The sequence below is a fragment of the Bacillus sp. B25(2016b) genome (assembly GCF_001679765.1).
Classification (GTDB): Bacteria; Bacillota; Bacilli; order Bacillales; family Bacillaceae_G; genus Bacillus_A; species Bacillus_A thuringiensis_K.
The window spans coordinates 4,121,816-4,135,026 of sequence record NZ_CP016285.1; the positions used below are offsets into that span (position 1 = coordinate 4,121,816).

Genomic DNA, 13,211 nt, shown 5'->3' on the forward strand with positions numbered 1-13,211 from the left:
TTCATTTCACAAAAAAACGAGATATTTGTCAGAGGAATTCGCCAAATAACCCTATATATTTATCTTATATGTATGCATTTGACTTCATTTGTAGAACAAAAAACTAGATAGCAAAGACTATCTAGTTTTTCTCGCAAATATATTTTCGTACTTCAGAAATGAAATAAAGAGAACCTGTTATGATAAAAACATCATTTTCTGCTATCATTTCAACTTTTGTATCAATTGCCTCTTTCCAATTTTCAAAAACTAATTTTGATTCTTTCTGTGAATATGATCCAAGCTTATCAGCAGAAATAGCACGATCAAAGGCGAATGTTGTAAAAATAATTTCATCTGCAATGGTTTCTAATTGGCCTACCATGTTATGTAATTGTTTATCACCAAGGGCAGTAAATAACACTATTACATTTTTATCTTTGTAATGCGCTTCTACTGTTTTCACAAGGCTTTCGATACCTTCTGGATTATGAGCACCATCTATAATAATATCTGGATTACTTTGCAGTTTTTCAAAGCGCCCCACCCAATACGCTTCCTGTAATCCAGTTCTTATTTCTTCTTCCTCAATTAAAAATGATACATATGTTTTTACATACATGACTGCCATAAGCGCAAGTGCTGCGTTTCCTACTTGGTGGCTGCCTTTCATTGTGATTCGCACATCTTCAAAAGAGGCGAAAGGACAAGTGAAATCGAACTGTTCTCCATCTTCACTAGACTGTTTATGTAATGCTGTAAAATGGTTGCCCATCTCGTATAAGTTTGCATGATTTTCCTTTGCAACATTTTGAATGACTTGCAAAGCTTCTTCATCTTGTACACCAGTAATTACCGGCACGCCAGACTTAATAATCCCCGCCTTTTCATATGCAATTTCTCCTAGTGTATTTCCTAAAATATGCATATGATCGTGACCGATATTCGTAATAATCGTGAGAACAGGGTGTATAACATTGGTAGAATCAAAACGTCCACCAAGCCCTGTTTCAAATAAAACAACATCACAGAAATTGAATTTGCCGAAATAGCAAATCGCCATAACAGTAATAATTTCAAACTCTGTCGCTTCCCCTAAATCCGTTTCATCTAGTTTTTCCACGACTGGTTTTACCAGCTTTACAAGTTCAGTAATCTCTTCGTCTGCAATTGGTGTTCCATTCACACTAATGCGTTCATTAAATGATTCGATGTAAGGAGAGGTAAACGTTCCTACCTTATATTTCGCGCCTTCTAACATGTAACGCATATATGTTAACGTTGAACCTTTTCCATTTGTACCAGCAAGATGAACACATTTGATATGACGCTCTGGATTTCCAAGTTCTTCTAACATCCATCTCATTCTTTCTAATCCTGGCTTCATTCCAAATTTCAATCGGCTATGGATCCACCCTATCGCTTCTTCGTATGTATGTATCACGTATATTTTTCCCCTTTCAAAAGACAACTTTCATAGTTCTATTATACGCAAAGAAAAGAGACTCACCAATATAGTGAGTCTCTAAAAACATTTTTACTTTTCAAGATCTGCTAGACGTTGACGAACTGCTTCGCGTTTTTCTAGGTAATCTTGCTCTTTCGCACGCTCTCCTTCAATAACCGCTGCAGGAGCTTTCGCTACGAAACCTTGGTTAGAAAGTTTCTTCTGTACACGTTCTACTTCTTTATCGAACTTCTCAAGTTCTTTCTCAAGACGAGCTCTCTCTTCATCAAGATTGATAAGATCAGCTAACGGTAAGAATAACTCTGCACCTGATACGATTGCAGTCATTGCCTTTTCTGGCGCTTGTAAGTCTGTTTGAATTGTTAATTCGCTTGGGTTACAGAAACGCTCAATGTAAGAGCTGTTTTTCGTAAGTTGAGCAAGTACAGCCTCATCTTTTGCTTTAATTTGCATTTGAACTTTTTTGCTCATTGGCGTATTTACTTCTGCACGGATGTTACGAACAGAGCGAATGATATCAACTAGAAGGTGCATTTCTGCCGCAGCCTCCGTATCTTGTAAATCTTCGCGAACTGTTGGCCACGCAGCTACTGTAATAGACTCGCCTTCATGCGGTAAATGTTGCCAAATTTTCTCTGTTACGAATGGCATGAATGGGTGTAATAGACGCATTGTTTGATCTAATACGTAAGCTAAAATAGAACGAGTTGTTTTCTTAGCTGCTTCATCTTCACCGTATAGTGGAAGTTTCGCCATTTCAATATACCAATCACAGAAATCGTCCCAAATGAAGTTGTATAATGAACGACCAGCTTCACCGAACTCATATTTATCCATGTTACGTGTTACGCTTTCGATTGTTTCGTTTAAGCGAGTTAAGATCCACTTATCCGCAACTGATTTTTCACCAGTTAAATCGATTTCTTCATACTTCATATCATCCATGTTCATTAATACGAAACGTGATGCGTTCCAAATTTTATTAATGAAGTTCCAAGTAGATTCTACTTTTTCCATGCTGAAACGTAAATCTTGACCTGGTGCACTTCCTGTTGATAAGAAGAAACGCATTGCATCTGCACCGTACTTCTCGATAACATCCATTGGATCAATACCGTTACCAAGAGATTTACTCATTTTACGACCTTGCTCGTCACGAACTAAACCGTGAATTAATACATCTTTAAATGGACGCTCGCCTGTAAACTCTAAACCTTGGAAAATCATACGAGATACCCAGAAGAAGATGATATCATAACCCGTTACTAGTGCATCTGTTGAATAGTAACGTTTGAAGTCTGCTGAATCTTCATTTGGCCAACCAAGTGTGGAGAATGGCCATAATGCTGAACTGAACCATGTATCAAGTACATCGTTATCTTGATTCCAGTTTTCAATATCTGCTGGTGCTTCTGTACCTACGTATACTTCACCAGTTTCTTTATGGTACCAAGCTGGAATACGGTGTCCCCACCATAATTGACGAGAAATACACCAGTCATGAATATTTTCCATCCAACGTAAATATGTGTTTTCAAAACGCTCTGGTACGAACGTTACTTTTTCTTCTTCTTTTTGTTGAAGCGCTACTGCTTTTTCAGCAAGTGGAGCCATTTTTACGAACCACTGTGTTGATAAATAAGGCTCAACAACTGCACCGCTACGCTCACTATGACCTACTGAATGCATATGTGGCTCGATTTCTACTAATACGCCAGCTTCTTGTAAGTCTTTTACTAATTCTTTACGGCATTCGAAACGATCCATACCGTCATACTTACCAGCTTTTTCGTTCATTGTTCCATCTTCGTTCATTACTAAAATGCGTGGTAAGTCATGACGGTTACCTACTTCAAAGTCATTCGGGTCATGAGCTGGTGTAATTTTTACAACGCCCGTTCCGAAATCTTTTTCTACGTACTCATCAGCAATAATCGGAATCTCACGGCCTACGATTGGAAGTGTAACTGTTTTTCCGATTAAATGTTTGTAACGATCGTCTTCTGGATGAACTGCTACTGCTGTATCACCAAGCATCGTTTCTGGACGAGTTGTCGCAAGACGAATGTGACTAGAACCATCTGTTAACGGATAGTTCATATGGTAGAATGCACCTTGAACTTCTTTATGAATTACTTCAATATCAGAAAGAGCTGTACGTGTTGCTGGATCCCAGTTGATGATATATTCACCACGATAAATTAAGCCTTTTTCGTATAATTGAACGAATACTTTATTAACCGCATCTGATAAACCTTTGTCTAATGTGAAACGTTCACGAGAATAGTCTAGTCCTAAACCAACTTTCCCCCATTGTTGACGAATGTGAGAAGCGTACTCTTCTTTCCACTCCCAAGCTTTTTCAAGGAATTTTTCACGGCCAAGATCGTAACGTGAAATACCTTCTTCACGAAGTTTTCCTTCTACTTTCGCTTGTGTTGCGATACCAGCATGGTCCATTCCTGGAAGCCATAGTACATCGTATCCTTGCATACGCTTCGTACGAGTTAAAATATCTTGAAGAGTTGTATCCCAAGCATGACCTAAGTGTAACTTACCAGTTACGTTCGGAGGTGGAATTACAATTGTATACGGTTGTTTCTTCTCGTCTCCTGTTGCTTCAAAATATTTGCCTTCAAGCCACCATTGATAAAGGCCTTCTTCAACGGACATATGATCATATTTAGTTGGTAAATTCTTTTCCGTGTTTGACATTATTTTCCCTCCTTAAAATAAAAAATGTCCCTCATCCAAAAAGGACGAGGGACATCGCGGTACCACCTTTATTTACAAACAAATTCATAATTTGCTTATACTCTTAATTTGATAACGGACAAATCCGTCTTTTCCTAATGAGAACTATTCCGTTCAGAAAAGATGCTCCAGGGCTACCTTCTAACATAACTATCTAGAGAATCTCCCAGCTAATGATTCTCCTCTCTGAAGACGTTTCTTGTTATACTCTTCCCCTTCAAGGCATTTATATGATTGTTAATTATTATATACAATAGTGTAAAAAACGAAACCTTATTCGTCAAGATAAATTTAAGACTATAGCTTTTGGAATGAAAAAAAGAAGATAAGTAGTACCCTCTACTTATCTTCTTTATCCGTTCCCTTGCTGGGCAGCTTGTAATTGCGAAAGGAAATATTCTATATTACTAACGAGCCAATGCGATTGTTGCAAACTCTTTACTCCGAGAAGTTCATTTTCCTCATTACGACGCTCTCTTCTTTTCTTATAAGACTGGATTTGCCGAATAAATTGCGATGGATACGTCATATACGCAAACATAAGTAGTTGCTCTTCTTTCGTAAAAGGGAAATTTTTTTGATACATTTGAAACCATTCAAACCGATCACTTCTTGCGATTGGATATGTGTTTAAAGACCGTGAATAAAAACCTACTATATCTTGCACAGGCGTTGCAAACTTCGATTTTTCTAAACTAATAAAATAGCCATTCCGCTCATAGTCAAATAAAAAATGATTAAGTGACACATTACCATGCACAAAAGTAATACGCGTTTTCTCTTTTTCTTTCATCGCATCGTTCCACTCATTTAATTGCTTCGTTGCAAATTCACGCGCTCTCATTACATGATGATAGTACGTACAATATTGCAATTCAAACGGGGACATATACCATTTTGATTCAGATTCTACGAGAAACTCTTCTAACATCTCACCATCATTTTCCCAACGATCGGATATAGTTGTATAATGTTTTTCTAAATCTTCTTCCGTATACGTTTCTTCCTTCACAGTTTTTTGATGCAACATTCCAAGTGTCTGAAACATTTTATGGTATTGATCATTGTCCTCACCGTTTCCTTCTGCACGTTCTAACCAAGGCATTAAATAATAATTATACGTCCCGTCACTTAAAATATAACTTCCATCCGTCGCATGATATATAGGTACATAATTTGAAAAACCTTTCTCCTTCAAATATTGAATATGATGCAGAAAGTTATTCCGCTCTAACTTTCTGCCTTCTATTTTCTTGAGTGCATATGGACCTTGATTCGTATAAATTTTCATTACATTTCCGTGCTCTTCCATATGCTGCGTATCCAATCTATATTGCCTCACGATAGGTTCATAGTGATTTCGCAACTCAATATCCATACGAATAACCCTTTCTATTCAAAACATAGCCTCTAAGAAAGGAAGTGAGTGAAAACACTCACTTCCTTATTTCGCCTTTACCCTTGAAACAGGAATATAAATAATTTGCCCCGTATTTAAAAATATATCTTCTGTTTGATTGACACGGTATAAATTTTGTACAGACGTTTCATAACGGTCTGCAATAGATTCAATTGTATCTCCTTCTTGCACGAAATAAATTCTTAACTTTGTAAATTCTTCTTCCGGTTCTTTCGTAAATAGTTTTGTTAAATAAAGCGCATTTTCATCTCGCTGTGAGTACTCTTCTTCTTGTTCTTCCTGCTTTTTCGCTTTTTCTTTCTTGAAATCTTTTCGTCCGAACAGTTCAAATTGCGGCGTTGTTTCTTGCTCCTCTTCACGTTCCACAAATTCATGTTCTTCTATTTTCTCTTCTTCTAATTCCTGCTCTTTTCTTTCCTCTAATTGGAACGGTTCAAATGCGTAATCTTCCCACTCATCTGATTCCTTATATGCTGTTTCTTCTACATGCGGCGCCGGTCTATTTTCATCCTCTTGCGCTGAATCTTCTTCTAACTCAGCATACACCGTTTCTTCCTCTTCAACTTCATCCTCGCTTCTCTCTTCATCACACAAACCGGTAATAGATATATCCGCTAATAATTGTAAGCAACCATTTTCCTTTAATTCATAATCAAATTCCTCGATTGATACATATAGCTCTTCAATTACTTTCACTCGATTTCTCGGAATTGATATTTCAAGTGGAAAGGAATGAACAAGTTCATTAACCCCATCTTCTCTTGTTTCTACATAATCAATTGACTTTGCTGGCGATAGTTCTCTTAATGAATACGCGGAATCATCTTTTCGTGCAACATACTCTCCCGTTAAATCTAATTGTCCTCTCACGATTACTTCATGATCAAGCTCTTCTATCTCAACGTCTGGATCTAACGAAATTGACAAAAGTTCTTCGACTTCCTGTCCTTTTTGGAACCACACAGATTCTTTTAATGAAAATCGTAATGAATGATCTGCAGCCACTTCTTTTCCCCCTCCCAAACTATATGTCATTACAGATTTATGTGTGGAAAGCTTACTTTATGAATAAAAAAAATCGCTCCCCTTATGGAGAGCGATTTTCTCTAATACATTACGCTTTTAATTTTGACATTGCAATTTCAGCTGCTGCAATCGTCGCTTCAATATCTGCATCACTATGTGCTGTCGATAAGAATAAACCTTCGAATTGAGATGGTGGTAAGAATACACCTTGTTCTACCATTTCACGATAGTAAGCCGCAAAGAATTCTAAATTTGAAGATTTTGCTGCATCGTAATTAATAACAGGTTCATCTGTAAAGAAAATACCAATCATAGAGCCTGCACGGTTAATATGATGCGGAATGCCATGTTTTTCAGCTGCTTTACGTAATCCATCTTCTAACATTTCAGCTTTACGCTCAAATTCTACATATGATTCTGGCGTTAACTGTATTAACGTTTCATAACCTGCCGCCATTGCAAGTGGGTTACCTGATAAAGTACCAGCTTGGTAAATCGGTCCGCTTGGCGCAACTTGGCGCATAATTTCTGCTTTACCACCGTATGCTCCTACCGGTAAACCACCACCGATTACTTTACCTAAGCATGTTAAATCAGGTGTTACGCCATAATAACCTTGACCACAATTATAAGCTACTCGGAATCCTGTCATTACTTCATCAAAAATAAGCAATGCACCGTTTTGTTCTGTTACTTCACGAAGCCCTTCTAAAAATCCAGGCTGCGGAGGAACAACCCCCATATTTCCTGCTACTGGTTCTACAATTACACAAGCAATATCATCACCGAATTGTTCAAACGCGTATTTTACGCTTTCTAAATCGTTATAAGCTACTGTAATCGTATTTTTCGCTACACCTTCTGGTACACCAGGACTATCTGGTAAACCTAAAGTCGCCACACCAGAACCAGCTTTAATTAATAACGAATCACCATGACCGTGGTAACAACCAATAAATTTCAAGATTTTATTACGACCTGTATAACCACGAGCTAAACGTAGTGCACTCATTGTTGCTTCCGTTCCAGAGTTAACCATACGCACAATCTCAATTGATGGCACGCGCTCAATAACAAGTTTTGCTAATTTATTTTCAATTTCTGTTGGTGCACCGAAGCTTGTACCTCTTTCAGCGACAGATTTTAACGCTTCTACAACACGATCATTTGCATGACCATGAATTAAAGGACCCCATGATAATACGTAATCGATGTATTCATTCCCATCGATATCATATACTTTAGAACCTTTTCCACGCTCCATAAACAACGGATTCATCCCAACAGACTTAAAGGCACGAACTGGGCTATTTACGCCACCAGGCATTAAGTCTTGCGCCTCTTCAAACGCTGCAATTGACTTATCAAACTTTTTCATTATTTAGTGCCTCCTTCTTGTAACCATCTTGCTGCATCTTTTGCATGATACGTAATAATTAAATCTGCCCCTGCACGTTTCATACTAATTAATTTTTCAAGAACAACTTCTTTTTCATTAATCCAACCATTTTGCGCTGCCGCTTTAATCATCGAATATTCACCACTTACATTATAAGCGACAACTGGTAAATTAAAGTTATTTTTCACATCACGAACGATATCTAAGTAAGAAAGAGCTGGTTTTACGATTAAGAAATCTGCACCTTCCATTACATCTGATTCTGCTTCACGGAATGCTTCCATACGGTTTGCCGGATCCATTTGATATGTTTTACGGTCACCAAATTGTGGTGCACCATGCGCAGCATCACGGAATGGTCCATAAAATGCTGATGAATATTTCACAGCGTACGACATAACTGGCACGTGTTCAAAACCATTTTCGTCTAATGCTTGGCGAATTGCTGTTACGAAGCCGTCCATCATGTTTGATGGCGCAATAATGTCCGCTCCTGCTTTCGCTTGACTTACAGCTGTTTTCGCAAGAACCGCAAGAGACTCGTCATTTAAAATAATACCATCTTCAATTACACCGCAATGACCATGGCTTGTAAATTGACATAAACATGTGTCTGCAACTACTACTAGCTCAGGGAAATCACCTTTAATTTGCTGAATAGCACGTTGTACAATTCCATGATCACAATATGCTGATGATCCAACTTCATCCTTTTCAGCAGGTAAACCAAATACAATAACAGAACGAATACCTAAATCAACAACTTCTTGCATTTCAGCTTGCAATAAATCTAAAGACATTTGATATACGCCTGGCATAGAAGGAACTTCATTACGAACATTTTCACCTTCTAATACAAAAATAGGGTAAATAAAATCTTCCGTATGTAAAAACGTTTCACGCACAAGCGCACGCATGCCCCCGCTTTGTCTTAAACGACGATGACGATTAAATTGTAAAGAGTTCATAGATTTCTATCCCCATTCTTTCATTTTATAGATTCACAAACATATTGTAGTAATGCTTCTACAGTATACTCTTTCGGCACAATAACAGACGGAAAATAAAGACTTGCCTCTTTTTCCGTAATAGGTCCTATACAAGCAATTGTACATTTTTTTGTCCATTCTCTCCAGTTTGTACCCTCAAGTAAACGAACAAAACTAGTAACAGTTGAAGGACTCGTAAATGTAATAATGTCTACTTTCCCTAACTTCAATGCCGCTATAAGCTCTTGCTTTTTTTCTATATTCACTTTCGTACCGTATACGATTAGCTCATCTAGAGAAACACCAATTTCCCGAAGTGCAACCGGAATTACCTCTCTTGCTAAATTCCCTTTCGGAAATAAAATACGTTCGTTTCCACTTAATTCTTTTAGAAACTCTTCTGCAAATGCTTCTGCAACAAATGAAGTCGGAACAAAATGAACTTGATAGCCCCTTTTTTCTAACTCTAATTTTGTTTTCACACCTACTGCAGCGATTTTAATGGTTAGTGGTAGTTTCTTTTTTAAACTATCTAGAAAAAAAGCTACACCATTTCTGCTCGTAAAAATAACCCAGTCGTATGAATGTAGCTGCTCTTTGATATGTTGAATTTGCCTATGAGACATACCTTCCATACGCAAAAGCGGAATTTCCAATGGAATTCCGCTCTTTTCTTTCACTGCTACACTCATTTGTTTCGCTTGATGCTGGGCACGTGTAATCAATACCGTTTTTCCAGCGAGAGCGTTCATATTTATTGTTGCTCCTTATTTGCAGCAAGAATGAGTTCTTTGGCGCCTCGCTTAATTAAACGGTCTGCAGCCTCTAATCCTACTTCCTCAGGATTAGTACCCACTACTGTCTCTTTTAATAAAACAGAGCCATCCATAGAGCCGACAAGAGCTGTTAATTCGATTGCATCATTTTTTGTAAGGGTTGCATATCCAGCGATTGGAACTTGGCATCCACCTTCAAGTTTATGAAGAAATACTCGCTCCGCTGCCACTGTTCTTTCTGTTATCGCATCATTAATATGCGCTAACAGCTGCAATAAATCCTTATCATCCTCACGACATTCAATCGCTAATGCACCTTGTCCTACAGCAGGTACACATAACGTTTCATCTAAATGTTCTGTAATAACTTCATCATCCCAGCCCATTCTTTGTAATCCAGCTGTCGCTAAAATAATCGCATCGTAATCCTCTTCTTTTAATTTACGTAAACGTGTATCGATATTTCCGCGAATCCACTTCACTTGTAAATCTGGTCTCGCAGCGAGTAGCTGTGCACTACGTCTTAAACTACTCGTACCTAAAATAGCACCTTCCGCTAACTCTTTAAACGATGCTCCATTTTTTGAGATAAAAGCATCACGAGGGTCAACACGCTTTGGTGTACAGCCTATCATCAATCCTTCTGGAAGTACGGCTGGCATATCTTTCATACTATGTACAGCCATATCGATTTCTTTCGTAAGTAACGCATGCTCAATTTCTTTAACGAACAAACCTTTTCCGCCTACTTTTGAAAGAGTAACATCTAAAATCACATCACCTTTAGTGACAATTTCTTTCACTTCAAATTCATATGGTAAACCAAGTGCTTTTAACTGATCAATAAACCAGTTTGTTTGTGTTAATGCTAGCTTACTCTTTCGTGACCCTACAATAATTTTGCGCATAATTCTCTCTCCTCATTATAAATACCAAAAGTGGAAATTAGATAAACTACTTAATAAAAAAATGTTAACTAGCATTACGAGAAAGGCTCCTACATTCCACAGTACAATTTTCTTCCCTTGCAACACATCTGCCGCTCTTAAATACAAGCCCGCACAGTATACAAATAGAACGACAAACGAACCAATTACTTTCGTATCATACCAATGAAAATTATCTAATTTTGTATATCCCCATATACATCCTAATAAAATTGCTAGTAAGAAAAATGGAACAGAAAATAAATTTAATCCGTAAGACGTAGATTCAAGCTTCGGTAAATTCCCTAACCTTCTTAATCTCGCATTCCACTTTTTCTTTTTTAATAGGCGATATTGCAGTAAATACATAATAGAAAAAATAAACGATACCGTAAACGTTGCATAAGAAATAATCGCCATTCCAACATGCACGTATACAAGTTCTGAAACTAATTGCTCTGCAAGTACTGGCGACATCTTTCCGAGCGGTGTAAAAATAGAAAAAGCGCTTACGCCAAATGCAACAACATTTGTAAAGAAGACTAAAAAGTCAACGCGCATAAATCGATTTATGACTAATGACATCGTAATCAATAACCAAACATAAAAATAAATCCCTGATAATAAAGTTAAAATGGGGTTCGTTTCTGAATCTGTCGCCCTAAGCAACATAAAAATAGACTGCAATACCCATACAATCGAAAGTAACCAAAAAGCAAATCGGTTCGCCTTTCGGTTACTTTGGAAATAATCTATAAAATATAAACTAATGCTACAAGCATATAAAATAATTGCAATATGATAAATAATACTGTTATTTAAAAAACTCATCCGATCATCCTTCCAAATTATAAAGATGGAACGGATGGTGTCCACACTCTTTTATGTTCTACTTCTTCCGCACGACTCTCTACTTCTTCCGTTTCTAAATCGAAAATCTTCGCAAATAACGCTAATTTTTCGCTCGCTCCCTCTTCAGCAGCTATTTCTTTCGCTACTAAAATTGGGTCTTTTAATAATTGATTAATAATACTTTTCGTATGCTTACTAATAACTTTTTTCTCACGATCACTAAGGTTTGGTATTTTTCGCTCTAGGCTTACCATCGTTTCACTTTGGATTGCAAGTGCCTTATCACGAAGAGCTGATATTAATGGAACAACACCAAGTGTACTTAACCACGTTTTAAATAGAATAATTTCCTCTTCAATCATAAATTGAATTTTCTCTGCTTCTTTCAAACGCTCAGCACGGTTTGCCTCCACTACTCCTTGCAGATCATCAATGTCATACAAGAAAGAACCTTCTAACTCATCAATCGCTGGATCAATATCACGTGGTACTGCAATATCAACCATAAATAAAGGGCGACCAGAGCGCATTTTCTCCACCTTTGTCATCATCTCTTTCGTAATGACATACTCAGATGCACCAGTTGAACTAATTAAAATATCTGCTTCTAATAATGCACATTGTAATTCGCTTAACGATTTTGCATGTCCCATATATTTCTCAGCCATTACTTCTGCTTTCGAAAGCGTCCTATTCATAACTGTTACTTTACGAGCACCACTTCCATATAAGTTTTGCAGTGCAAGTTCGCCCATTTTACCAGCACCAAGAATAAGCACATGACAATCTGTTAACTCGCCAAATATTTTCTTTCCAAGCTCAACAGCAGCATAACTAACAGACATCGCACTTTCCCCGATTGTTGTTTCTGAGTGGGCACGTTTTGCTAATGTAATGACTTGCTTAAACAATTCATTAAAAATTGTGCCTGTTGCTTTAACTTGTTGCGCTTCTAAGAAGCTATCTTTTATTTGACCTAAAATCTGCGTTTCTCCGACTACCATTGAATCTAAACCGCACGTTACGCGGAATAAATGATCTATTGCACCATCTTGTTCAAAAATAGTTAAATATGGCGCAACTTCTTCTATTTCAAGCTGAAACCAATCAGCTAAAAACTTCTTAATATAATACCGTCCCGTGTGTAATTGATCGACAACAGCATAAATCTCAGTGCGATTACAAGTTGATACAATGACATTCTCTAACACGCTCTTTTGATTTTGTAATGTAGTCATCGCTCGCTCTAGTTCTGCTGCCTGAAATGTGAGTTTCTCACGAAATTCTACAGGGGCTGTTCGATAATTTACACTAACAACAAGAATATGCACGCAGCATGTCCCCCTTCACCCGTTTTATCACTTTATCTACTATCATAATACAACTTTCCTCTTATGAATCTGACAATCGTGTGAACAACCGATTATTTTTTAATTATTCTCCGTATGTAATAAAGGAGATTCAGTAACACTAATAAAAAAACTTCTACTTTATAATGATTATAAATTAATAACTCTATTTGTACGTTACCAAAAAAAGCCCTCATAATCAAGTGATGGAAACTATTCCATATAAATTATAACATCATCTTCCCTATCTTCTTTCATCATGAAGGAAAATAT

At 37.3% G+C, this 13,211-nt stretch carries 10 protein-coding genes and 1 other annotated feature; all 10 genes read right to left on the minus strand.

Annotated elements, in window-relative coordinates; genetic code table 11:
* Positions 1–121: 121 nt before the first annotated feature.
* The gene (locus tag BAQ53_RS21075) at positions 122–1,423 is read right to left on the minus strand and encodes a bifunctional folylpolyglutamate synthase/dihydrofolate synthase (protein ID WP_208906213.1); all 1,302 of its coding nucleotides are present in this window, start codon (positions 1,421–1,423) and stop codon (positions 122–124) included.
* A 93-nt stretch (positions 1,424–1,516) separates the two neighbouring features.
* Positions 1,517–4,162 (minus strand): valine--tRNA ligase, encoded by a 2,646-nt coding sequence (locus BAQ53_RS21080; protein ID WP_208906214.1) that lies wholly within the window; start codon positions 4,160–4,162, stop codon positions 1,517–1,519.
* A gap of 37 nt (positions 4,163–4,199) precedes the next feature.
* Positions 4,200–4,431, minus strand: a binding site (T-box leader).
* Between the two features lie 122 nt (positions 4,432–4,553).
* On the minus strand, positions 4,554–5,579 hold the full coding sequence (ysxE, locus tag BAQ53_RS21085; RefSeq protein WP_000350654.1) for a spore coat protein YsxE: 1,026 nt from the start codon (positions 5,577–5,579) through the stop codon (positions 4,554–4,556).
* A 66-nt stretch (positions 5,580–5,645) separates the two neighbouring features.
* Entirely contained in the window at positions 5,646–6,656 is a 1,011-nt protein-coding gene (gene spoVID, locus BAQ53_RS21090) for a stage VI sporulation protein D (protein WP_208906215.1), read from the minus strand.
* 79 nt (positions 6,657–6,735) lie between these two features.
* Positions 6,736–8,025 carry a glutamate-1-semialdehyde 2,1-aminomutase gene (gene hemL, locus BAQ53_RS21095; protein WP_000712940.1) on the minus strand — a complete coding sequence of 430 codons (1,290 nt, stop codon included), beginning with the start codon at positions 8,023–8,025 and terminating at the stop codon, positions 6,736–6,738.
* Positions 8,025–9,014: a porphobilinogen synthase gene (hemB, locus tag BAQ53_RS21100; RefSeq protein WP_001087067.1), complete on the minus strand. Its 990-nt coding sequence runs from the start codon at positions 9,012–9,014 to the stop codon at positions 8,025–8,027. The genes hemL and hemB overlap by 1 nt, the downstream gene beginning before the upstream one ends.
* A gap of 20 nt (positions 9,015–9,034) precedes the next feature.
* Complete coding sequence (gene hemD / locus BAQ53_RS21105; RefSeq protein ID WP_000992355.1) at positions 9,035–9,787, minus strand: uroporphyrinogen-III synthase; 753 nt, start codon at positions 9,785–9,787, stop codon at positions 9,035–9,037.
* 2 nt (positions 9,788–9,789) lie between these two features.
* Positions 9,790–10,719 carry a hydroxymethylbilane synthase gene (hemC, locus tag BAQ53_RS21110; RefSeq protein WP_001226400.1) on the minus strand — a complete coding sequence of 310 codons (930 nt, stop codon included), beginning with the start codon at positions 10,717–10,719 and terminating at the stop codon, positions 9,790–9,792.
* 15 nt (positions 10,720–10,734) lie between these two features.
* The gene (locus BAQ53_RS21115) at positions 10,735–11,568 is read right to left on the minus strand and encodes a cytochrome c biogenesis protein (protein ID WP_000009002.1); all 834 of its coding nucleotides are present in this window, start codon (positions 11,566–11,568) and stop codon (positions 10,735–10,737) included.
* A 17-nt stretch (positions 11,569–11,585) separates the two neighbouring features.
* Positions 11,586–12,920, minus strand: coding sequence for a glutamyl-tRNA reductase (gene hemA, locus BAQ53_RS21120; RefSeq protein ID WP_208906216.1), 1,335 nt, complete (start codon positions 12,918–12,920; stop codon positions 11,586–11,588).
* Between the last annotated feature and the right edge of the window lie 291 nt (positions 12,921–13,211).